This window comes from Streptomyces sp. NPDC042346 (assembly GCF_055581845.1).
On sequence record NZ_JBVJEH010000001.1, the window covers coordinates 62780 to 85002 of the forward strand.

Consider the following 22223-nt stretch of genomic DNA (forward strand, 5'->3'; position numbering starts at 1 on the left):
TTCTCTGGCGGGGTACGGATACGGGCATCGGTCCGGAGCTTCCTTCCCTCCCCCCGAGGGTGCGCAGGGCGCCGGGTGGCGCCCCGCCCGTCCCGGACCCTAGCGGTAGGTCGGTGCGCAGCGGAATGGTGATCAGTCCGCGAGTGGTCGCGGGGGGCTTGGCATATGCCGCGGAAGGGGAGGTAGTTGTCGCGGGAAGGGCCGCGGGCGGTCGGGGGAGAGGCCCGGAGGCAATGAGAAAGGTCACGCCGGGCGGGGGATCTCCGTCAGGTCGGGCGGATGATTCCGGTCACAGGGAGGCGCGGAATCCCGCCACGCCGGAGGGGATGGCCGCCCCCGGCGGGCTGCTGCCTCGACGGCTCTTCCGCGCCGGCGCCCCGATGCCCGTGCTGCCGGGTACCCGGGCTGCCCGGTACCTCGGGCCGCCCGTTACCCGTGCTGCCCGGTACCCCGTGGCGCCCCTGCGCCCCGATGCCGCCCCGGCGCCCCGCGCCGCCCGTCACCCCGGTCGCACGACTCCCAGGATCTCCATCGAGCCCGCTCCCGCGATCGTCACGTTCCGGCCGGGGCGCGGCGCGTGCACGATCGCGCCCTTGCCGATGTACATCCCGATGTGGCTCGCGTCCTTGAAGTAGACGATCAGGTCGCCGGGCCGCATGTCCTTGATGTCCACGCGCGGCAGCAGCCGCCACTGCTCCTGCGAGGTGCGCGGGATCGGGAGGCCGGCCTTGCCCCAGGCGAGCTGCGTGAGGCCGGAGCAGTCGAACGAGGACGGCCCTTCCGCTCCCCACTCGTACGGCTTGCCGACCTGCGCCGTCGCGAACTCGACCGCCTTCTTGCCCTGCGAGGTCGCCCCGGTCGTGAGGTCGCCGAGGATGCCGGTGTCGAGCCAGGTCGTCTGGGCCCGGTACTGCGCCTGCTCCTCAAGGCGGCGCAGCCGCTCCCGCTCCTCCGCGGCGAGTGCGGACTCCAGCTTCTTGGCCGCGGCGATCTTGTCGTTGATCTCCTTCTTCGCCTGGGCCTGCTTGACCCGGTGGGCCTCCAGCTTGGTCCAGTTGTCGCCGGCGTCCTTCGCGTAGACGCCCAACTCGGCCTGGGCACGGGTCATCTCGCCGAGGAGGTCCGTGGTGGCCTTCGCCCCGGCCTTGAGCCGGCCCGCGGTGTCGAGGAAGAGCTGCGGGTCGTCGGTGAGGACGAGCTGCGCGCCCTCCGGGAGTCCGCCGTTGCGGTACTGGGCGCGGGCTGCGGCGCCCGCCTTGGCCTTGAGGTCCTCGACCTTCTCGCGGCCCTCGACGATCATCCGGGCGAGCCGGACGATCTCGACGGACTGCTCCTTGGTCTTCTCCTCGGCGAGGTTGTACGCGTCGGTGGCGGCGGCGGCCTGCCGGTACAGGCCGTCTATCTCCTTGCGTACCTCCTCCAGGCTCTTCTTCGGCGGGGGAGGGGGTAGCGGCGCGGCGGAGGCCTGGAGGGTCAAAGCGGGTGAGGCCAGCACCGCCAGGGCGCAGATCACGGTGATCGCGGCGGTGGTGTGGCGACGTCGGTTCACAAGCTCCCCCTCGTAAACGGCCCGCGTCTCTATCTGATTTACCGTCAGTAACTTAGCGGCGGCCTTGGCGATAGTGCCATGCGAAACCGGAAAGCAACAGGGGAAACCAGGGCCTGTCGGGCCGTTTCCCCTCAGGGGGACGAGCGATACGCGAGTGGCGTTCCCGACGTACGCGAAATTCAGCGGGAGTTGGGGAAAGGGAGGGGAAAGGGAGGGGAAGGGGAGGGGAGGGGAGGGGAGGGGAGGAGAGGGAGAGGACGGGGAGGATCCGGGCCGCGCCTCAGAGTCGCGGCGCCAGCGCCTCCCACCGCACCGTCACCTCGCCCTGCCGCCACCGCCGCGGACCGTCCGTCAGCGGCCAGTCCGCCGACAGTTCGCGTACGGAGCGGATCCAGCGCTGTCGCGCGCCCAGCGAGGCGTACGGGGCGGCCGCCGCCCACGCCCGGTCGAAGTCCCGCAGGAAGGCGTGCACCGGCTCGCCCGGCACGTTGCGGTGGATGAGCGCCTTCGGGAGCCGCTCCGCCAGGTCCGACGGCCGCTCCAGCGAGCCGAGCCGGGTCGCGAAGGTCACCGTGCGCGGCCCGGTCCGGTCGAGGGCCACCCACACGTGCCGCCGCCCGATCTCGTCGCAGGTGCCCTCGACGAGCAGTCCGCCGGGTGCGAGCCGCCCGCACAGTCGCGCCCAGACGGCCGCGACCTGTTCCTCGTCGTACTGGCGCAGCACGTTCGCCGCCCGGATCAGGGCGACCGTGCCGGGCACCGGCACCTCGAAGCCGCCGTGGACGAAGGAGAGGCCCTCGTGCTCGTACGGCTTCGCGGCCTCGACCCTGGCGGGCTCGATCTCGATGCCGTAGAGCCGGGTGCGGGGTTCGGCGGTGCGCAGCCGGGCGAGCAGTTCGACGGCGGTCCAGGGGGCGGCCCCGTATCCGAGGTCGACGGCGAGCGGCGGCTCGGGGGAGCGGCGCAGGGCGGGGCCGTGGACGGCGGCGATCCAGCGGTCCATGCGGCGCAGACGGTTGGGGTTGGTGGTCCCGCGGGTCGGTGTGCCGACGGGGCGGGTGGTGCGCGGGGCCATGACACGAGCGTACGGGGTGAGGCGAGGGGGACTGGCTGTGACCAGGTACGACCGGTCCTGGTCGTTCTCGACCGGTAATGAATTGGCAAAGCGCCCGCGCGGTCGGAAATGAAAGGGACCATTCCGCTGTTGTCGGGGCTGAAGGGCGTCACCCGCCCTTCAGCTGTCATGCCCGACGCAGCTCGCTCTACCGCGTTCAGCTGGACCGAACGCAGCTCGGCTCCACCGCGTTCAGCTTCACCGAACGCAGCTCCACCCCGTTCAACAGAGCTCCACCCCGTTCAGCCCAGCTCAGTCCCCGAGCGGAAGGACCGCCGACGTGAGCCAGTACGTGTCCCGGTTCGCCGGTACCCGGCACCGGCACCAGGCGCCGACCCGGCTCCGGCTCCCCGGCCGGAACCGCACCCCGCGCCGGGTGGCCATGCTCAGCGTCCACACGTCCCCGCTGCACCAGCCGGGCACGGGCGACGCGGGCGGCATGAACGTCTACATCGTCGAGCTGGCCAAGCGCCTCGCCGCCATCGACATCGAGGTGGAGATCTTCACCCGGGCCACCACCGGCGGCCTCCCGCCGGTCGTCGAGCTCACCCCCGGCGTCCTCGTCCGGCACGTCGACGCGGGCCCCTACGAGGGTCTGGCCAAGGAGGAGCTGCCGGCCCAGCTCTGCGCCTTCACGCACGGCGTGATGCAGGCGTGGGCGGGCCACCGCCCCGGCCACTACGACCTCGTCCACTCCCACTACTGGCTCTCCGGCCACGTCGGCTGGCTGGCCGCCGAGCGCTGGGGCGTCCCGCTCGTCCACGCGATGCACACCATGGCGAAGGTCAAGAACGCGGCGCTCGCCGAGGGCGACACGCCCGAGCCCGCGGCCCGCGTCATCGGCGAGACCCAGATCGTCTCCGCCGCCGACCGGCTGATCGCCAACACGGCCGAGGAGGCCGACGAGCTCGCCCGTTTCTACGAGGCGGACCCCGGCAAGATCGCGGTCGTCCACCCGGGCGTCAACCTCGACCACTTCCGCCCCGCCGACGGCCGCGCCGCCGCCCGCGCCCGCCTCGGGCTGCCGCAGGACGCCTTCATCCCGGTGTTCGCCGGCCGCATCCAGCCCCTCAAGGCCCCGGACATCCTGCTGCACGCCGCCGCACGGCTCCTGGACCAGGACCCGTCGCTGCGCTCGCGCATGGTCGTCCCGGTCGTCGGCGGCCCGAGCGGCAGCGGCCTGGCCAAGCCGGAGGGCCTCCAGAAGCTCGCCGCCCGGCTCGGGATCGCGGACATCGTGCGCTTCCACCCGCCGGTCGGGCAGGACCGGCTCGCGGACTGGTTCCGCGCGGCCAGCGTCCTCGTCATGCCCTCGTACAGCGAGTCCTTCGGCCTCGTCGCCATCGAGGCGCAGGCGGCCGGCACCCCGGTCGTCGCGGCGGCGGTGGGCGGTCTGCCCGTCGCCGTACGGGACGACGTGACCGGCTTCCTCGTCCAGGGGCACGACCCGGTGGACTACGCCCGCGCGCTCGGCCGCTTCGTCGCCGATCCGGCGCTGACGGACCGGATGGGCGCGGCGGCGGCCCTGCACGCCGGGTCGTTCGGCTGGGACACGGCGGCCTCCGGCACGGCCGACGTGTACACGGCCGCCATGCACGACCATCGGGTCCGCGAGAACCGCCGTCGCGTACGCTCCCACCATGGCTGAGGACGTGACCAAGGACGGCGTGACCGGGGACGTGCGGGGGATCATCGAATCCACGCTCCAGGACGCCGAACTGGAGTGGGAGTCCCCCGAGCCCGGTGCATACGTCGTCAAACTCCCGGGCACGCGCAAGCTCTTCACGACGCTCTCGCTGCGCGCCGGCCGCCACTCGCTCTCCCTGAACGCCTTCGTCATCCGGCACCCCGACGAGAACGAGCCGGGCGTCCACCGCTGGCTGCTCGAACGCAACCTCAAGCTGTACGGGGTGAGTTACGCGGTCGACGGCCTCGGCGACATCTACCTCGCCGGGAAGCTCCCGCTCGCCGCCGTCACGCCCGACGAGCTGGACCGGCTGCTCGGCTCGGTCCTGGAAGCGGCGGACGGCGACTTCAACACGCTCCTGGAGCTGGGGTTCGCGTCGGCGATCCGGCGCGAGTACGAGTGGCGGGTCTCGCGCGGCGAGTCGACCCGCAACCTCGACGCGTTCAAGAACCTGACCCAGAAGCCCACGAAGAAACCCACTCACTGACCTCTTCCGGCAAGGGCCTTCCCCTGCCATGCTCGCGCCCGGCGCACATCTGAACACCGTTCATATACGTGAAAGGTTCAGGGGCATGGCAGCACTCAGCAGAAGGCAGTTCGTCGGCAGTGCGGTGGCGGTCGTGGGGGCCGTGGGAGCCATGGGAGGTACGACGGGCTTCACACCGCCCACCCGCCTCCCCGCCCTCCCCACCTTCCCCGCCCTCCCCGCGGAACTCTGGCGGGAGTTCGAGGCCGCCCCCACCACCCACCCGCAGATCCCCTACGTGGGCCGGGCCGGCGCCCACGGCGGCGCCCGGCGCGCGCCCCGCCCGCCCGTCGTGGCGAACGCCGTCACCTACGGGGCCACCCCCGACGCCCGTCGCGGAGCGACCGATGTGTACGGCACCGACTCCGCCCCCGCGATCAACCGCGCCCTCGTCGAGGCGGGGGAGCGGGGCGGCGGCACGGTGCTGCTGCCACCCGGCACGTACCGGATCGACGACTACCTCCGGATCGGCCACAGCGGGGTCGTCCTGCGCGGCGCGGGCTCCGGCCGTACGACCCTGCTCGCGACCCGGAACCTCACCGAGCTGATCGGCCCGTACGGCTCCCGCTATGGCGGCGACAAGTCCTCCTGGTCCTGGGCCGGCGGCCTCGTCTGGCTCTCCCCGCACGCCCGGCACGCCTCCCTCGTCGCCGCGATACGGGACCGGGCCTGGCCGTTCGAGGGCTGGACCGGCAACAGGCGCGACGCATGGACCACGCTCACCACCCTCCGCCCGGCCCGCCGCGGCGACCGCTCGGTCACGGTCGAGGACCCGTCGGGCCTGGCCCGCGGGCAGCTGGTCGTCCTCCGCCTCGCCGACGACGCCGGCCACACGCTCCTGGAGCACATGGCGGGCGGCGGCCCCGGCGCGGAGGCGTACACCTGGGACGACAAGACCAAGCTCACCTCCTACGTCCCCTACGAGTGGCCCGTACGGATCACCGGGATCGCGGGCCGCCGCGTCACCCTCGAACGGCCCCTGCCGCTCGACCTCCGCCCCGAGTGGGACCCCCGACTCGTCTCCGGGGCCGAACCGCTCACCGACTCGGGGGTGGTGGGCCTGACCCTGGAGGCGGTGGAGACGCCCCAGTCCCCCCACCTCCTCGACAAGGGCTACAACGGCGTCACCTTCCAGTGCGCGTACGACTGCTGGGCGGAGGACGTGGTCGTCCGGCACGTCGACAACGGCTTCGGGCTCGTCGCCGCCTCCGCCTGCACCCTGCGCCGCACGCGCGTCGAGGGGCGCGGCTCCCACCACCCGTACTTCTGCCGGGAGGGCGCGCACGACAACCTGGTCGAGGACTTCCGCATCGCGGCCCGTACCGTCCCCGCCCCGGCGGGCACCCAGCTCCACGGCATCAACGTCGAGGGCCTGTCCAGCCACAACGTCTGGTCGCGCGGGGTCATGGAGATGGGCACCTTCGACACCCACCGGGGCATGCCCTTCGCGAACGTACGGACCGAGATCACCGTCGAGAACAACGGCCGGCACGGCGGCGACGCCTCCGCGGGACCGCTCTACGGGGCCCGGTTCGCCCACTGGAACGTCACGGTGACGAACGGCCGCGCGGGCCTCGTGAAGCTCGACACCGTCGCCCCGTACAGCGCCACGGTCGGCATCAGCGAGGTGCGGGAGTTCGACCAGACCGACGTCCCGGACTTCGCGGGCGAGCTCCACGCGCGCGTGGAGGCGTACGGGAGCCCGGGGTCGGTGCGCCCCCGGAACCTGTACGAGGCCCAGCGGGCGCTCAGCGGGCGGTAGCGACGCCCTGGCCGCTCCGGTACTGGCCCGGTGTCGTGCCGAACTCGCGGCGGAAGGCGTGCGAGAAGGCGTACGGCGTGCTGTAGCCGACGCGGCGGGCGACCGTGGCCAGCGGGTCCGGGGTGTCCCGGAGCAGGGTGGCGGCGTGCGTCAGCCGCCACCACGTCAGGTACGCCATCGGGGGCCGGCCGACGAGCGAGGCGAAGCGGCGGGCCAGGGTGGGCCGGGAGACACCGGCCTCGGCGGCCAGCAGCTCGTTGGTCCAGGGGGCGGCCGGGTCGGAGTGCAGGGCGCGCAGGGCGGCGGCGGTCACGGGGTCGCCGAGGACGGCGGGCCAGGCGCCGTCGGTGCTCTCGGCCAGCCAGGAACGGATCATGTAGACGAGCAGCAGGTCGAGCAGGCTCGGCAGGGCGATGCAGGCGCCGGGTCGCCGCTCGTCGAGCTCGCCGCCGAGGAGGTCGATGGCGGCGCGGAGTTCGGGGTGGCGGCCGACGCGGTTCGGCAGATGGACGAGCGGGGGGAGCTCGGCCAGGAGCGGATGGGTGTGGCCGCGGTCGAGCCGGTACTTGCCGCAGAGCATCTCGACCTCGCGCTCGGGCGCACGCTCGACCTCGCGCTCGGGCGCACGCTCGGCCGCGTGCTCGGGTGCGCGCTCGACCTCGCGCCCGGCTTCGCGCTCGGGCGCGCGGAAGGCGGGCAGCCGCGGTCGGGGCGGTCGGGGCGGCTTCCGGTCGGCCCACCGGGTGAACGACACCGCCCGCGCGACCGTCGCCGCGTCGGCGGGCGAGTCGGCGATGACGTGCCCCGTACCGTGCGGGAGCAGCACGGCGTCCCCCGCGCCGAGCGCGATCGGATCTCCGCCGCCGTCGGGCAGCAGCCAGCAACTGCCCTTCAGGACGACGTGGAAGCCCGCCCCGTCGTACGGGTCCAGCCGGGCGCACCAGTCGCCGCCGACCCGCACGCGGTCGGAGGAGGGCCGCCCGACGCGTACGGCCGAGATCGCGTCGCTCACCACGTCCATGCCGGGAGCCTACGACAGCCCAGGGCTCGCAAGCCTCACCCCTGAGACGTACGCGCATCCAGAGGAGCAGAAGGAGCATTGAGAGGCTCACCTGCCCCTCCCTAGGCTCGATCGCATGAACACGGAGAGCGCGCAGCGCATCGTGCTGGGAGACGTCGAGATCATCCGGGTCGTCGAGTGGCAGGGCCCGTTCGGCCCGGCCCGGGGCCTCGTCCCCGGGGCCGGGGCCGAGGTGTGGAAGGACAACGAGGAGTGGCTGGCGCCGGACCACTGGGCGCCGGAGAGCGACAGCGCGGTCATGGCACTGCAGAGCTGGGTGCTGCGGAGCGGGGGCCGGACGGTCCTGGTCGACACGGGGGTCGGCAACGGGCGCGAGCGGCCGCACTCGCCGCACTTCCACCGGCAGCAGGGCGATTTCCTGGAGCGGCTGGAGGGGGCGGGCATCCGGCCCGAGGACGTCGACGTCGTCGTCAACACCCACCTCCACGCCGACCACGTCGGCTGGAACACGCGGGACGTCCAGGGGGAATGGGTGCCGACCTTCCCGAACGCCGAGTACCTCGTCCCGGCGGCCGACGACGCCCACTACGGCCCGGCGAACGGATACGGCAACGGCCGCCAGGAGGACGACCGGCTCGTCTACGAGGACAGCGTCGCACCCGTCCACCGCGCCGGGCAGGTCCGGCTGTGGGACGGGGCCCACCGCATCGACGGGAACCTGACGCTGGAGTCGGCGCCGGGCCACACGCCCGGTTCGGGGGTGCTGCGGCTCGCGTCCGGGGGCGACAGGGCGGTCTTCGTCGGGGACCTGCTGCACAGCCCCGTACAGCTCCTCGAACCGTCCTGCGCCAGCTGCTTCTGCCTGGACCCGGCCGGGGCGGCGGTGAGCCGCCGGCGGATCCTCGAACGGGCCGCCGACGAACGGGAGCTGGTCGTGCCCGCGCACTTCGGCGGGGCCGGTGCCGCCGAAGTGCGCAGGGAGGGGGAGGGGTTCGGGCTCGTGCGGTGGGCGGCGTACGCGGCGGGGTGAGGGTCCGCCGCGCCGGCCCGGGGGGAGGTCAGGCGTTGACGGGGGCCTGCCCGGCGGCGTCCGGGACGTCGACGCGGGAGACGTCGGCGTCCGGGACGTCGGCGTCGGATCCGGCGTCGTCACTCTTCACCGGGCGCCGGATCTCGGTCTCCGCGGTGCCCTCCTCCGCGAGGGCCTTCCTCAGCCGGATGTAGTACCCGACGGCGGCGAGGACGCCGAGGGCGGCGGTCGCCGTCCAGAGGACGTCGGGGCCGGGTCCGTCGACGATCGCGCCGGCCGCGATGGGGGCGATGAACCCGGCGACGGCCCAGGACATGCCCATGACGCCCTGGTAGCGGCCGCGGGCGTGCTCGGGGGCGAGGCGGGCGGTGGCGGCGGCGTTCGTCGGGACGTGGATCATCTCGCCGACGGTCCAGACGACCACGGTCGCGGCGAAGGCCACGGAGGAGCCGGCGAGGGCGGTGGCGCCGGTGCCGAAGGCGAAGAGGAGCGCGGAGAGCGTCAGCAGGAGGGCGGGGGAGCGCTTGTCGGTCAGCTTGTTGACGAGGAGCTGGAAGCCGACGATCACGATGCCGTTGACGGCGATGACCATGCCGAAGGAGGACGGGGGCAGGCCCTGGTCGGCCATGGTCAGCGGGAGGCCGATCCAGGGGGCCGTGAAGACGATGCAGACGAGGAGGTTGAGGAGGACGAGCGTGCGGAAGGGGGCGTCGCGGAGGACGGTCAGCATGCTGACCTTCTCCTCGGCGACGGGCTCGCCCCGCTTGTCGACGGCGGCCTCGGGGCGGGTCTCGGGGAGCCGCAGGAAGACGATGACGGCGCACAGGACGGTGGCGACGGCGTCGACGACGAAGAGGGTGCGGTAGCCGAGGAAGGCCGCGGCGCCGCCGCCGATGGAGGCGATGGCGAAGCCGAGGTTGAGGGCCCAGTAGTTGAGGGCGTACGCCCGGCGCACGTCGTGGGCGGGGACCATGTCGGCGATCGTGGCGTTGATGGACGGCCGGACGGCCTGCATGGCGACGCCCATGAGGAGGACGACGGTGGCGATGGCCCAGGCGCTGGTGACGACGGCGAGGGCGGCGGCGCAGGCGGCGGCGGCCAGGTGCATCGTGACCATGGTGGGGCGACGGCCCCAGCGGTCGGTGAGCATGCCGCCGAGGGGCGAGCCGGCGACGCCGCCGAGACCGTGGAGGGCGACGACGAGCCCGGCGAACCAGGCGGAGTGCCCGAGCTCCTGCGTCAGATAGAGGGAGAGGAAAGTCAGGACGAAGGCCCCGGTCCGGTTGACCAAGGTCGACAGCCAGAGCCACCAGAAGCCCCGGGGGAACCCCGAAACCGTCGCGCGTGCTGATCGTCTGAGCGAGTCGATGGACATGTGTGGCCGGCCCCTTGCTGTATGTAAGCCCCTACCGCGGCCCTCGTAACTTACGTATCTCAGGTGCCGGACGCCAGCGAATTGACGACGCGCGTCAATCGTCGGCGGTCGATTAGGCTCGTACGCATGGCCGACGCACCGTACAAACTGATCCTCCTCCGCCACGGCGAGAGCGAGTGGAACGAGAAGAATCTGTTCACCGGATGGGTGGACGTGAACCTCACCGCGAAGGGCGAGAAGGAGGCGACGCGCGGCGGCGAGCTGCTCAAGGACGCCGGCCTGCTGCCCGACGTGCTGCACACCTCCCTCCAGAAGCGCGCCATCCGCACGGCGCAGCTCGCGCTGGAGTCCGCGGACCGCCACTGGATCCCGGTCCACCGCTCCTGGCGCCTGAACGAGCGCCACTACGGCGCCCTCCAGGGCAAGGACAAGGCCCAGACGCTCGCCGAGTTCGGCGAGGAGCAGTTCATGCTGTGGCGCCGCTCGTACGACACCCCGCCGCCGGCGCTCTCCGACGACAGCGAGTACTCGCAGGCCAACGACGCGCGCTACGCGACGATCCCGCCGGAGCTGCGCCCGCGGACGGAGTGCCTCAAGGACGTCGTCGACCGGATGCTCCCGTACTGGTACGACAGCATCGTCCCGGACCTCCTCACCGGCCGCACGGTCCTGGTCGCGGCCCACGGCAACAGCCTCCGCGCCCTGGTGAAGCACCTGGACGGCATCTCGGACGCGGACATCGCGGGCCTCAACATCCCGACGGGCATCCCCCTGTCCTACGAGCTCGACGAGAACTTCAAGCCCCTCAACCCGGGCGGCACCTACCTCGACCCGGACGCGGCGGCGGCGGCCATCGAGGCCGTGAAGAACCAGGGCAAGAAGTAGCCCACGGAGTAGTCCTCAGTCACGAAAGAGGCCCTCTACCTGCTGGTTTCAGCGGGTGGAGGGCCTCTTCCTGTGCAGGAGTCAGGAGTCAGGAGTCAGGAGCCGGGGTCGGAGCCGGGGTCGGGGCCGGTGCCGCCGTGGCGGCGGAGGTAGGCCAGGACGGCGCGGACCCGGCGGTGGCCGCTGTCGCCGGCCGACAGGCCGAGCTTGAGGAAGACGTTGCCGATGTGCTTGTGGACGGCGTTGTCGGTGACGAACAGCCGCTGGGCGATCGTGGTGTTGTCGTGGCCCTCGGCCATCAGCGCCAGGACCTCGCGTTCGCGGGGGGTGAGGGCGTCGACGGGATCGCCGTGGACGGCGAGGAGCTGGGCGATGACCTCGGGGTCCATGGCGGTGCCGCCGGCGGCCACGCGGCGCAGCGCGTCGGTGAACTCCGCGATCCGGCTCACCCGGTCCTTGAGCAGATAGCCGATGCCGCCGCGCGTGTCGGAGAGGAGGCGGCCGGCGTACTCCTGCTCGACGTACTGGGACAGGACCAGGACGGGAAGTCCGGGGTGGTCGCGGCGGGCCCGGAGGGCGGCGCGGATGCCCTCGTCGCGGAAGGTCGGGGGCAGCCGCACGTCGACGATGGTGACGTCCGGGCGGTGGGTCTCGACGGCGGCGAGGAAGGCGGGCGCGTCCTCCGTGATCGCGGCGACCTCGAAGCCCTGGGAGCCCAGCAGGAGTTCGAGTCCGGAGGACAACAGGACGTTGTCCTCGGCGATGACTACGCGCACGGCAGCTCCACGGTGACGGTGGTCGGCCCGCCCGGCGGGCTGCTGATCCCCATGGTGCCGTCCAGGGCGGCGGCGCGGCGGCGGATTCCGTCCAGGCCGCTGCCTCGGGACGCGTCCGCTCCGCCGGTCCCGTCGTCGGTGATCTCCACGGACAGCAGCGCGCCGTCCCGGGCGACGCGGACGGCGGCCTCGGTGGCCCGGCTGTGCCGGGCGACGTTCGCCAGCGCCTCGGTGACGGCGAAGTAGGCGACCGCTTCGACCGCGGCGGGGACCTCACCGAGCTCGCCGACGCCGATACGGGTCGGCACCCCGGCTCTCATGGCCAGGGTGAGGAGCGCACCGGCGAGGCCCTGGTCGGCCAGGACCGGAGGGTAGATGGTGCGGATGACGGAGCGCAGCTCGGTCATGGCCTCCTCGGCCTCGGCTCGGGTCTGCCGTACGAGCGCGGCGGCCGCGTCGGGGTCCTGGGGGAGGATCTCCCCGGCCACGGCGAGCCGCATGGCGATGGCCACCAGCCGGGCCTGGGTGCCGTCGTGCAGGTCGCGTTCGATCCGGCGGAGCTCCGCGCCGTGCGCCTGGAGGACGTCGGTGCGCGTCCGCGTGAGTTCGCCGACGCGTGCGGCCAGCCGTTCCGCGTGAGTCGGTGTCAGTACGGCCAGGCAGCACCGCGCGTGCACCCGGGCGAGCGGTGGCAGGGCGACGGTCGCCAGCGCCGCCAGGAGCAGGAACTGCGCCGGACCGATCGTCAGCGCGAGGGCCCAGCTGTCGATATGGACACCGAGCAGCGGGAGCCGTGGCGGATCCGACGCGGGAAAGGCCCGCCAGCCCACGGTGATGCCGAGGACGAGGAGCAGGTTGCCCAGGCACAGCAGGGCGAAGAGGCCCGCCGGCAGGCCGGTGGCCACCTGGGTCACGAGCCACCCGAGGTCGCGGCGCACGGAGCGCGGGCGCGGCTCCACCGGCCGGCCCAGCAGGGCCCCGGCGCGGCGGCGGTGGTGCTCGGCCCAGGGAGCCGCCAGCGACGGTACGCACAGCAGGGGCGCCGCCACGAGCGTCACCGTCGCGGTCATCAGGGTGCCGAGCAGATAGGTGCTACTGCGCCCTGCCTGGACCAAGGCCGGGACCGATCGTGTGCGGGCCTTGCCGTTTGCGCCGTGCACGGGCGGCTCGCCTTCCTCCGTCGTACTACGGGGCCGGGAGCGGCCCTCGGACGCGCCACGGTACGGGCCGGGCACCCCCTGCGGCGCTACAGCCAGCTGTAGGTTTCGCACGGCCGCCTGCGGTAGCGACCCGCAAGGGGGTCGCTTCCTAGCGTGACGTCCATGAGATCCACACCCCCGGCCTCCGCGCCGAAGCACCGCCCGTCCCAGCAGCAGCGTCACCGTCGGACCGTCCGCGGGTGGCTCGCCGTCACGGCGGCCTTACTCGCCACGGCCGGAGTGGCCGAAGCCGGCGTAGGCCACTCCGCCGCATCCCCGCCCTCGACCAGCGCCTCCGCACCCTCCGCGCCCGGCTACCGCCAGGACGACCTGCGCCGGGACACTTCCGCCCTCCGGGCGCTGGGGATCACCGGCGTCCAGGCACGCGTGACCACCGCCTCCGGCCGGGATCTGGTCTCCGCCACGGGCGTCGCCGTGGTGGGTACGAACCGTCCGGTGCCCCGCGACGGCTACTTCCGGATGGCCAGCACCGGCAAGGCGCTCATGGCCGCGGCGGTCCTCCAACTGGTCGACGAGGGCCGGCTGGCACTCGACGACACGGTGGACCACCGGCTGCCCGGAGTGATCGACGGCAACGGCAACGACGGCCGGAAGATCACCGTGCGCCAGCTCCTGCGGAACACCAGCGGTCTCCACGACGACCTTCCCGGCTTCGACACCCCGCGGGACTACTACCGGCACCGCTACGACACCTACACCCCCGAACAGATCGTCGCCCGGGCGATGAAGCACCGCCCGGACTTCCCGCCCGGCACCGGCTGGGGCTACTCCAACACCGGCTACGTCGTCCTCGGCATGATCGTCGAGAAGGTCACCGGTCGCCCGTGGCGGGAGGAGGTCGAGAGCCGGATCCTGAAGCCGCTCGGCATGCACCACACCTACCTGTCGGGCGCCACGTCCACCCTCCGCCGTCCGCACGCGAACGGCTACCAGGTCTTCGCCCCCGGCGAACGGATCGACGTCACCGAGCAGATCGTTCCCGACCTCGGCGGCTACGTCTCCACCACGGCGGACGTCAACCGCTTCTTCCGGGGACTGCTGGGCGGCGAGCTGCTGTCCGGGGCGCGCCTGGCCGAGATGCGGGACACCGTCCCGGTCGACAAGCGGATCGAGGCGATCTGGCCCGGCGGACGTTACGGCCTCGGCCTGGTCAGCCGCCCCCTGACCTGCGGCGGCACCTACTGGAGCCACGAAGGGGGCGAAGCCGGCTACATCACCCTGAACGGCGCCACCGGCGACGGCAGCCGCACCGTCACCGTCTCCATGACCACCAGCTTCCACGACTTCGACACCACGCTCCGGCAGCACAAGGCCGCCAGCCGCCTCGTCGACCGCGCGCTGTGCGACACCTCCGGCGACGGCCGGGAAAGGTGACGGACGCGGCGGTGCTGAGCCGGACGGGTGAGGGCGAAACCTTACGGCGCGGGGGTCGGGAATGGGGGGCGGGTGGCGCGGTAGGTCTGCCCGTGACACCCCTTCCGTCTCACGAAACGAGAGTCCTCGTGCGTCTCCGGCACTCCGTCGCCGCCGCTTGCGGCGCCCTTGCCCTCACCGCCACCCTGGCCACGCCCGCCCACGCCGCCACCGGCGACTTCCACTACCGGTTCGTCGGGCTGAGCGGGGAGGTGCAGACGGCCACGCTCCACGACCCGGAGAGCAGCGTGTGCGTCACGATCCCGGAGGCCGCCGACCCGGACGCCTCCGAGCCCGCCTTCGCACCGCACAACGACACGGACGAGTACGCGATCGTCTTCACCGAGCCCGACTGCAGCGGCGACTCCTGGACCCTCCGCCCGCACGGCCGCCCGGCCACGGACCGCCTCACGCTCCGCTCGGTCGTGTTCCTCTCCCGCTAGCGGGAGATCGCGCCCGACGGCCCCCTGACCGCTGCTCACCGACCGGCGGCCAGGGGGCCGTCGGGCCGCGGCCCGCAAGCCGCGATATTCGTGGGCGGGCGGCGCGCCGCATCCCTTAACGTTCCAGGTCATGAGCACGCCACAGCCCCCTGCGTCACTCCGCCTGGAGCGCGTCACCCCCGAGAACGTCGACGCCGCCCTGGAGCTGCGCGTCCACCCCCATCAGGAGCGCAACGTCGCTCCCGTCGTGAAGTCCCTCGCCGAGGCGTACGCCTTCGGGGAGACCGCCTGGCCCCGGCTGATCTTCGACGGGGACGAGCTCGTCGGCTTCCTGATGGCCTTCCTCGACATCCCGTGGAACGCGGAGAAGGACCCCGAGGACCGCCGCAGCGGGCTCTGGCGGCTCAACATCACCGCCACCGGGCAGGGCAAGGGGTACGGGCGCTTCGCCGTCGAGGCGCTGCGCGACGAGCTCCGGCGGCGCGGAGCACGACAGCTGTACGTGACCTGGCATCCGGGCGAGGACGGCCCCGGCGAGTTCTACCGCCGGCTCGGCTTCCGTACGACCGGCGAGGTCAGCGGCGGCCAGACCGTCGGCGTACTCGACATCTGAGGCACCTGAGGCACCTGAGGCATCCGAGGCATCCGAGGCCGAAGGGAGAGGGAGGGGGCGGGGCCAATGACCCCGCCCCCTCCCTCAGTCGGTCAGCCCGAGCAGCCCCCGCACTGGCACGGCCCGCCCGACTGGCAGCCGCAGCCGCAGCCCGAGCCGCAGCCGCAGGCGCCGAGGACGGGCAGGAACTCCGTCCCGCGCGGAGCCTCCTGCTGGGGATCGGTCGTCATAGGGGATTCGGCCATGGGGGTCCCTCCCTTTCGAGGCGTGCGTCGCCTCCCCCCATTGCATGCCCACTCGGACCGGCGCATCAACGGCGCATCGGCGCCCCGCGCTCCTACGCGCCCCTCAGCCGGACAGGCCCTACGCGCCCTCGACCGGAGCGTCCGCCGCCTGGAGCTCGTCCGCGTGCTCACCCGTCACCAGGTACACGACACGCTTCGCCACCGACACCGCATGGTCCGCGAACCGCTCGTAGTACCGGCCGAGCAGCGTCACGTCCACCGCCGTCTCGATGCCGTGCCGCCAGCGGTCGTCCATCAGGTGCTGGAACAGCGTCCGGTGCAGCAGGTCCATCTCGTCGTCGTCCTGCTCCAGCTGGAGCGCCAGGTCGACGTCCTTCGTGATGATGACCTCCGCCGCCTTCGCCATCAGGCGCTGGGCAAGCTGCCCCATCTCCAGGATGGTCGCGTGCAGGTCCCGCGGCACCGCCGTGTCCGGGAACCGCAGCCGCGCCAGCTTCGCCACGTGCTGCGCCAGGTCGCCCGAGCGCTCCAGGTCCGCGCTCATCCGCAGCGAGGTCACCACGATCCGCAGGTCCGTCGCCACCGGCTGCTGCCGGGCGAGCAGCGCTATCGCCCGGGCCTCCAGATCGTGCTGGAGGTCGTCGACCTTCTGGTCCGCCGCGATCACGCTCTCCGCGAGCTTCAGGTCCGCGTCGAGCATCGCCGTCGTGGCCCGCCCGATCGCCGAACCGACGAGTCGGGCCATCTCGACCAGACTCTCGCCGATCGAGTCCAGTTCCTCGTGGTACGCGTCCCGCATGGATGTCCCTCTCTACGCAAAGCTCCGGGGTCCGGGTGGGGCTTCGGACCCCCACGCTCCCACGTTCGGCCCCCTACGCGTCCGGTTCCACCCCCTCATGTGAATCGCCACTTTCCTCTAGGTGAACTCTGGGCGACACGCGCCACTGCCGCCGTCGCAGCAAATGAATCACCACCGTCTCCAGGGTGAACTCTGGGCGACGACTGTTCGAGGAGCCACTCGGACGGCTGGGAGAGTGTCCTCCGTGCCGCATAACCTTGAGGGCATGGACGTGAACGCGGCGGTCGCCGCATTGGCAGCGATCGCCGGCGTGTGCACCGGCGTGATCGCCATGTTGGCGTTCCGCTGGAGCGAGCGCGACCAGGCGCGGCCCACCCGAACCTCCCTGCACACCGACGCCGTGCTCCCGCCCGGCGTCGACACCGTGCTGTCCGTACTGCGCTCCTCCGCGGTCGTCCTCGACGAGAGCGACTCCGTGGTCAAGGCCAGTTCGGCGGCGTACGCCCTCGGCCTGGTCCGGGGCGGGAAGCTGGCCGTGGAGCCCATGCTCAACATGGCCCGCGACACCCGCCGCGACGGGGAGATACGACAGGTCGAACTGGACCTGGCCCGGCGCGGCACCGGACGCGGCGAGGCCCTCGCCGTCTCCGCCCGGGTCGCCCCGCTGGGCTCGCGGCTGGTCCTGCTCCTGGTCGAGGACCTCACGGAGGCCCGCCGGATCGAAGCGGTACGGCGGGATTTCGTCGCCAACGTGAGCCATGAGCTCAAGACGCCCACGGGCGCGCTCTCCCTGCTCTCCGAGGCGGTCATGGACGCCTCGGACGACCCCGAGGCGGTCACCCGCTTCGCCGGCCGCATGCAGATCGAGGCGACCCGCCTCACCAACCTCGTACAGGAGCTCATCGACCTCTCCCGCGTGCAGAACGACGACCCGCTGGAAGACTCCGAGCCGGTGTCCGTGGACGAGCTCGTCGTCGAGGCGATCGACCGCTCCCGGCACACCGCCTCCACCAAGCAGATCACCATGGTCTCCGGCGGCGCCGCCGACCTGCGCGTCTGGGGGAGCCGCGGCCAGCTCGCCGCCGCCCTCGGCAACCTCGTCGAGAACGCGGTCAACTACTCACCGGCCCACACCCGCGTCGGCATCGCGGCACGCAAGATCGCCGCGCCCGGCGGCGACCTCATCGAGATAGCCGTCACCGACCAGGGCATCGGCATCCCCGACAAGGACAAGGAGCGCGTCTTCGAGCGCTTCTACCGCGTCGACCCGGCCCGCTCCCGTGCCACCGGCGGTACGGGGCTCGGCCTCGCCATCGTCAAGCACGTGGCCGCCTCGCACGGCGGCGAGGTCACCGTATGGAGCACCGAGGGCCAAGGCTCCACCTTCACCCTGCGGCTGCCCGAGGCGGGCTCCGCACGGGACCGCCGGCCCGTCTCGTCTCCCACCCCAGATCTCATGACCGAACCGCTTCCCGCCCCGGAGGTCCTTCCGTGACCCGAGTGCTCGTCGTCGAGGATGAGGAATCCTTCAGCGACGCCCTGTCGTACATGCTCCGCAAGGAAGGCTTCGAGGTCGCCGTGGCGGCGACCGGGCCCGACGGCCTCGACGAGTTCGAGCGCAACGGAGCCGACCTCGTCCTCCTCGACCTGATGCTGCCGGGCCTGCCCGGTACCGAGGTGTGCCGCCAGCTGCGCGGCCGCTCGAACGTCCCGGTGATCATGGTGACCGCCAAGGACAGCGAGATCGACAAGGTCGTCGGCCTGGAAATAGGAGCCGACGACTACGTGACCAAGCCCTTCTCCTCGCGGGAGCTGGTCGCCCGCATCCGCGCGGTGCTCCGCCGCCGCGGCGAGCCGGAGGAGGTCACGCCGGCGGCCCTGGAGGCCGGCCCGGTCCGCATGGACGTCGACCGCCACGTGGTGACGGTCTCGGGCGGCAAGGTCGACCTGCCGCTGAAGGAGTTCGACCTCCTGGAGATGCTGCTGCGCAACGCGGGCCGCGTGCTGACCCGTATGCAGCTCATCGACCGGGTCTGGGGCGCCGACTACGTCGGCGACACCAAGACCCTCGACGTCCACGTGAAGCGCCTCCGCGCCAAGATCGAACCGGACCCGGGTGCCCCGCGCTACCTGGTGACGGTCCGCGGCCTGGGCTACAAGTTCGAGCCGTAAAAAGACCTGAGGTATGAGTGAAGGGGCGCCCCCACCGGGGGGCGCCCCTTCACTCATGTCCTGCTGCCGCGGTCAGTGACCGGCGGTCGTCGCCTCGCCCGAGGGCTCGGCGCCGTGCTCGCCCTCGCCCTCGCCGTGCTCGCCCTCGGCCGAGGCCGTGGCGGTCGGCGTGGCGCCCGGGGGAGCGGGGACGACCGACGGGCCGAACTCCTCGAAGTAGCTCGTCGCCGGGACGACGAAGGCGCCCAGGCCCACGTCGCCGGTCTTGCTCAGCTTGAAGACGACCTCCTGGACGTCGCCCTTCCTGGCGGCCTCGGTGCCGTTCTCGATGACGGCGGTGGCGTTGCCCGCGCCGCCGATCACGACGGAGCCGAGCGGCGGGACGGTGATCGGGCCGGCGGCGCCCGCGGCGGCCGTCAGCTTCACCGTCGCGCTCGTGCCCGGGAGGGTGATCGCGTCGAGGGTCTGCGGCGTGCTGCCGTTGTTGAAGACGGTGGCCGAGACGACGGCGGGACCCTTCACGCCCTCGTGGGGCTGGGTGATGACCAGCGCGTTCTGGATCTTGACGTCGTCCACGGTGACGGCCGCGTTGTCCGGCTTGACGCCGAGCGTCTGCGCGTCGTTGCCCGCAGCACAGGCGGACAGCGCGGTGATGGAGAACACGATGGCAGTAGCGGCGAGGGCGCCGCGTCGAAGGCTGCGGCTCACGGCGGCGGCATCTCCTAGGACGAACGGACAGGCTTGAGGACTCAGGCTTGAGGACTAAGGACGAGCTAAAGGTGTGTCAGCGCGCTTAGGTTACCGAGCCGCACTCTCCGTCCCGCACCCGACCCGCCCCTAACCGGCCGCGGCAGTTGCCGGGGTGGCGCCGGGGGCGGCGCGCGAGGTCCTTCCCGGGCCCGCCCGGAGGGGCGTCCGCCCCGCGCCGCGAGTGACCCGCTGTGGCCGGATCGCGACCCATTGACCTGTTGTTCACATAACTGCCTTGATCAATTCGGTGGCCGCCCCGCATTCCCCGCAGCCCCGCTCCGGGAAATCGCGGACCGTCGTCGACCTGATCAATTCGGGAATCACCCCGACGTGCATCCGTACGGGTGGGCGATCCTCGAACGGAGTACGCGAAGAACGGCGCCCCGAACCCGACAAACCGGGACATCGCTCCTCTCTCGACGGCCTCCAGGTACGTGTAACGTGCGCGTTTCTCTCCGTCCGCACAGCCGCTCCGACCTGCGAATACCGCCTTCCGGAAGCCCTCCGCAGCACGTCCGTGATGCTGTTGTCAAGCCCCGAGATATGCTCTGACCTGCGAAAACGCCATTCAGAAGAAGCAGTATCCGTGTTACCCTGGATAGCCACGGAAGGGGTACCTGTCACATGACGTTCAAGGTTGGCGACACCGTGGTCTATCCCCATCACGGGGCCGCGCTGATCGAGGCCATCGAAACTCGCCAGATCAAAGGCGTGGACAAGACCTACTTGGTGCTCAAGGTCGCGCAGGGCGACCTGACGGTTCGCGTACCGGCAGACAATGCGGAGTTCGTCGGAGTTCGCGACGTGGTCGGTCAGGACGGGCTGGACCGGGTCTTCGAGGTGCTGCGCGCGCCGTACGCCGAAGAGCCGACGAACTGGTCCCGTCGCTACAAGGCAAATCTCGAGAAGCTCGCCTCCGGCGATGTCATCAAGGTCGCCGAAGTAGTGCGCGACCTGTGGCGCCGGGAACGCGAGCGCGGTCTGTCCGCCGGTGAGAAGCGGATGCTGGCCAAGGCTCGGCAGATCCTGGTGAGCGAGCTGGCTCTCGCGGAGAACACGAACGAGGACAAGGCCGAGGCTCTCCTCGACGAGGTCCTCGCGTCCTGAGCGAGCGCGCTCTGAATCGCTCCGGATCCCTCCGGGCAACCGGATCTCTCCGGGCGATTCGCTATGAGCGTGCTTCCAAGTGAAGCGATGCCGCGGTGCCCGCTGGCGCGCTGTGAACCACACAGCGCTGTCGCCGGGCGCTGCGGCATGTTCGCGTACGTATGCGGAGCGTACGCGGGACCGTACGGACACGGAGTACGCGGAGGAACCGCCGCCGGAGGGAACGCCACCAGGCGAACCGCCGGATGGGCCACCGCCCCGTGCGTACCGCTGAGAAACCCGCACCCCCTGTTACGTCCGAACCCCTGTGCTCATGCGGCAACGCCTCGACCGTCGTCACGGAAAGGGCCCGGTCAAGGCGTCGCGTCCGGCACGGTGAGGCCATACCCATGTCGGCCGCGGAAACAAACCTGCCGGAGTGCAACCGATGTCAGACGAAGTGCGTCCTCCTCGTACCGCCGTGGTGATCCCGGCGGCCGGCCGGGGCGTACGCCTCGGCCCGGGCGCGCCCAAGGCGCTCCGCGCGCTGAACGGCACGCCCATGCTCATCCACGCCGTCCGCGCGATGGCCGCCTCCCGCGCGGTCTCGCTCGTCGTCGTGGTCGCACCCCCCGACGGCGCCGCCGAGGTCAAGCACCTCCTCGACGCCCACGCCCTCCCCGAGCGGACGGACTACGTCGTCGTCCCCGGCGGCGACACCCGCCAGGAGTCCGTCCACCTCGGCCTCCAGGCACTGCCCGAGGGCATCACCACCGTCCTCGTCCACGACGCGGCCCGCCCCCTGGTCCCCGTCGACACCGTGGACGCCGTCATCGAGGCCGTACGGGACGGGGCCGTCGCCGTCGTCCCCGCGCTGCCCGTCGCGGACACCGTCAAGGAGGTCGAGCCGGCCGAGAAGCCCGGCGACCCCGAGCAGGTCGTCGCCACGCCGGTCCGCGCCCGCCTCCGCGCCGTCCAGACCCCGCAGGGCTTCGACCACGACACGCTGGTCAACGCCCACGCCACCATCGCCCTCACCGGTGAGGGCGCCACCGACGACGCCGGCATGGTCGAGAGGCTCGGCGCGCCCGTCGTCGTCGTGCCCGGCCACGAGGAGGCGTTCAAGGTGACCCGTCCGCTCGACCTCGTCCTCGCCGAGGCCGTACTCGCCCGCAGGAGGGCCAACGATGGCTTCTGATCTCCCCGTGCTGCCGCGCACCGGCATCGGCACCGACGTCCACGCCTTCGAGAAGGGCCGCGAACTCTGGTGCGCGGGCCTCCTCTGGGACGCCGAAGAGAACGACGGGTACGGCCTCGCCGGCCACTCCGACGGCGACGTCGCCGCCCACGCCGCCTGCGACGCCCTCTTCTCCGCCGCCGGCGTCGGCGACCTCGGCGCCCACTTCGGCACCTCGCGCCCCGAGTGGTCCGGCGCCTCCGGCGTCACCCTCCTCGCCGAGGCCGCCCGGATCGTCCGCGCCGAGGGATACGAGATCGGCAACATCGCCGTCCAGGTCATCGGCGTCCGCCCCAAGGTCGGCAAGCGGCGCGACGAGGCCCAGAAGGCGCTGAGCGCGGCGGCCGGCGCGCCCGTCTCCGTCTCCGGCACGACCACCGACGGGCTCGGTCTGACCGGCCGCGCCGAGGGCCTCGCCGCCCTGGCGACCGCCCTCGTGTACCCCGTAACGGCTCAGGCATCGCCCCAGGGCCGGTGAAAGCCGGGGAAAATCGTGTCCCGCGACCGGGAATAGGTCGCG

Annotated in this window: 22 protein-coding genes; 13 read left to right on the top strand and 9 right to left on the bottom strand. The window is 72.3% G+C overall.

Annotated features, from left to right (window positions below):
- Positions 1 to 499 precede the first annotated feature (499 nt).
- Positions 500 to 1549: a C40 family peptidase gene (locus tag ACZ6K0_RS00355; RefSeq protein WP_376411099.1), complete on the bottom strand. Its 1050-nt coding sequence runs from the start codon at positions 1547 to 1549 to the stop codon at positions 500 to 502.
- A gap of 280 nt (positions 1550 to 1829) precedes the next feature.
- Complete coding sequence (locus tag ACZ6K0_RS00360) at positions 1830 to 2624, bottom strand: class I SAM-dependent methyltransferase (RefSeq protein ID WP_376411102.1); 795 nt, start codon at positions 2622 to 2624, stop codon at positions 1830 to 1832.
- Positions 2625 to 2943: 319 nt separating this feature from the next.
- On the opposite strand from ACZ6K0_RS00360, the gene mshA reads away from it, so the two are divergent.
- The 3 genes from mshA (at position 2944) to ACZ6K0_RS00375 (ending at position 6638) form a co-directional block, all read left to right on the top strand.
- The gene (mshA, locus tag ACZ6K0_RS00365; RefSeq protein WP_376411105.1) at positions 2944 to 4311 is read left to right on the top strand and encodes a D-inositol-3-phosphate glycosyltransferase; all 1368 of its coding nucleotides are present in this window, start codon (positions 2944 to 2946) and stop codon (positions 4309 to 4311) included.
- Positions 4304 to 4837, top strand: coding sequence for a type III secretion system chaperone family protein (locus ACZ6K0_RS00370; RefSeq protein ID WP_376411107.1), 534 nt, complete (start codon positions 4304 to 4306; stop codon positions 4835 to 4837). The genes mshA and ACZ6K0_RS00370 overlap by 8 nt, the downstream gene beginning before the upstream one ends.
- An 85-nt stretch (positions 4838 to 4922) precedes the next feature.
- Entirely contained in the window at positions 4923 to 6638 is a 1716-nt protein-coding gene (locus ACZ6K0_RS00375) for a glycosyl hydrolase family 28-related protein (protein WP_469228917.1), read from the top strand.
- On the opposite strand, the gene ACZ6K0_RS00380 is transcribed toward ACZ6K0_RS00375, so the two are convergent.
- Positions 6625 to 7659, bottom strand: coding sequence for an AraC family transcriptional regulator (locus ACZ6K0_RS00380; protein ID WP_469228918.1), 1035 nt, complete (start codon positions 7657 to 7659; stop codon positions 6625 to 6627). The genes ACZ6K0_RS00375 and ACZ6K0_RS00380 overlap by 14 nt on opposite strands.
- A 115-nt stretch (positions 7660 to 7774) precedes the next feature.
- Between ACZ6K0_RS00380 and ACZ6K0_RS00385 the strand changes: the two genes are divergently transcribed.
- Positions 7775 to 8689, top strand: coding sequence for an MBL fold metallo-hydrolase (locus tag ACZ6K0_RS00385; RefSeq protein WP_469228919.1), 915 nt, complete (start codon positions 7775 to 7777; stop codon positions 8687 to 8689).
- Between the two features lie 28 nt (positions 8690 to 8717).
- Here ACZ6K0_RS00385 and ACZ6K0_RS00390 read toward each other — a convergent pair whose 3' ends face one another.
- Positions 8718 to 10064: an MDR family MFS transporter gene (locus ACZ6K0_RS00390; RefSeq protein WP_469228922.1), complete on the bottom strand. Its 1347-nt coding sequence runs from the start codon at positions 10062 to 10064 to the stop codon at positions 8718 to 8720.
- Between the two features lie 126 nt (positions 10065 to 10190).
- Between ACZ6K0_RS00390 and ACZ6K0_RS00395 the strand changes: the two genes are divergently transcribed.
- Positions 10191 to 10949 carry a phosphoglyceromutase gene (locus ACZ6K0_RS00395; RefSeq protein WP_376411120.1) on the top strand — a complete coding sequence of 253 codons (759 nt, stop codon included), beginning with the start codon at positions 10191 to 10193 and terminating at the stop codon, positions 10947 to 10949.
- 95 nt (positions 10950 to 11044) lie between these two features.
- On the opposite strand, the gene ACZ6K0_RS00400 is transcribed toward ACZ6K0_RS00395, so the two are convergent.
- On the bottom strand, positions 11045 to 11725 hold the full coding sequence (locus ACZ6K0_RS00400; RefSeq protein WP_469228923.1) for a response regulator: 681 nt from the start codon (positions 11723 to 11725) through the stop codon (positions 11045 to 11047).
- Entirely contained in the window at positions 11716 to 12885 is a 1170-nt protein-coding gene (locus tag ACZ6K0_RS00405) for a sensor histidine kinase (RefSeq protein ID WP_469228925.1), read from the bottom strand. Before ACZ6K0_RS00405 ends, ACZ6K0_RS00400 begins: the two co-directional genes overlap by 10 nt.
- 162 nt (positions 12886 to 13047) lie before the next feature.
- Between ACZ6K0_RS00405 and ACZ6K0_RS00410 the strand changes: the two genes are divergently transcribed.
- The 3 genes from ACZ6K0_RS00410 to ACZ6K0_RS00420 all read left to right on the top strand — a co-directional run bounded on the left by ACZ6K0_RS00410 (position 13048) and on the right by ACZ6K0_RS00420 (position 15414).
- Positions 13048 to 14319, top strand: coding sequence for a serine hydrolase domain-containing protein (locus tag ACZ6K0_RS00410; RefSeq protein ID WP_376411129.1), 1272 nt, complete (start codon positions 13048 to 13050; stop codon positions 14317 to 14319).
- A gap of 128 nt (positions 14320 to 14447) precedes the next feature.
- Complete coding sequence (locus ACZ6K0_RS00415) at positions 14448 to 14801, top strand: hypothetical protein (protein ID WP_469228927.1); 354 nt, start codon at positions 14448 to 14450, stop codon at positions 14799 to 14801.
- Between the two features lie 130 nt (positions 14802 to 14931).
- On the top strand, positions 14932 to 15414 hold the full coding sequence (locus ACZ6K0_RS00420; RefSeq protein WP_376411135.1) for a GNAT family N-acetyltransferase: 483 nt from the start codon (positions 14932 to 14934) through the stop codon (positions 15412 to 15414).
- Positions 15415 to 15506: 92 nt separating this feature from the next.
- Here ACZ6K0_RS00420 and ACZ6K0_RS00425 read toward each other — a convergent pair whose 3' ends face one another.
- Together ACZ6K0_RS00425 and phoU are read right to left on the bottom strand one after the other, a co-directional pair.
- The gene (locus ACZ6K0_RS00425; RefSeq protein WP_185909602.1) at positions 15507 to 15659 is read right to left on the bottom strand and encodes a hypothetical protein; all 153 of its coding nucleotides are present in this window, start codon (positions 15657 to 15659) and stop codon (positions 15507 to 15509) included.
- A gap of 118 nt (positions 15660 to 15777) precedes the next feature.
- Entirely contained in the window at positions 15778 to 16458 is a 681-nt protein-coding gene (phoU, locus tag ACZ6K0_RS00430) for a phosphate signaling complex protein PhoU (RefSeq protein ID WP_024756335.1), read from the bottom strand.
- Between the two features lie 265 nt (positions 16459 to 16723).
- Between phoU and phoR the strand changes: the two genes are divergently transcribed.
- Both phoR and phoP read left to right on the top strand, forming a co-directional pair.
- Positions 16724 to 17953, top strand: coding sequence for a two-component system sensor histidine kinase PhoR (gene phoR, locus ACZ6K0_RS00435; RefSeq protein WP_024756336.1), 1230 nt, complete (start codon positions 16724 to 16726; stop codon positions 17951 to 17953).
- Positions 17954 to 17958: 5 nt separating this feature from the next.
- Positions 17959 to 18630, top strand: coding sequence for a two-component system response regulator PhoP (gene phoP / locus ACZ6K0_RS00440; RefSeq protein WP_465270246.1), 672 nt, complete (start codon positions 17959 to 17961; stop codon positions 18628 to 18630).
- 72 nt (positions 18631 to 18702) lie between these two features.
- On the opposite strand, the gene ACZ6K0_RS00445 is transcribed toward phoP, so the two are convergent.
- Complete coding sequence (locus ACZ6K0_RS00445) at positions 18703 to 19338, bottom strand: DUF461 domain-containing protein (RefSeq protein WP_469228929.1); 636 nt, start codon at positions 19336 to 19338, stop codon at positions 18703 to 18705.
- Positions 19339 to 20004: 666 nt separating this feature from the next.
- Here ACZ6K0_RS00445 and ACZ6K0_RS00450 point away from each other — a divergent pair.
- The 3 genes from ACZ6K0_RS00450 (at position 20005) to ispF (ending at position 22181) form a co-directional block, all read left to right on the top strand.
- Positions 20005 to 20487 carry a CarD family transcriptional regulator gene (locus ACZ6K0_RS00450; protein ID WP_003953493.1) on the top strand — a complete coding sequence of 161 codons (483 nt, stop codon included), beginning with the start codon at positions 20005 to 20007 and terminating at the stop codon, positions 20485 to 20487.
- A gap of 427 nt (positions 20488 to 20914) precedes the next feature.
- Entirely contained in the window at positions 20915 to 21664 is a 750-nt protein-coding gene (ispD, locus tag ACZ6K0_RS00455) for a 2-C-methyl-D-erythritol 4-phosphate cytidylyltransferase (protein WP_376411143.1), read from the top strand.
- Complete coding sequence (gene ispF, locus ACZ6K0_RS00460) at positions 21654 to 22181, top strand: 2-C-methyl-D-erythritol 2,4-cyclodiphosphate synthase (protein ID WP_376411145.1); 528 nt, start codon at positions 21654 to 21656, stop codon at positions 22179 to 22181. Before ispD ends, ispF begins: the two co-directional genes overlap by 11 nt.
- Positions 22182 to 22223: the final 42 nt, after the last annotated feature.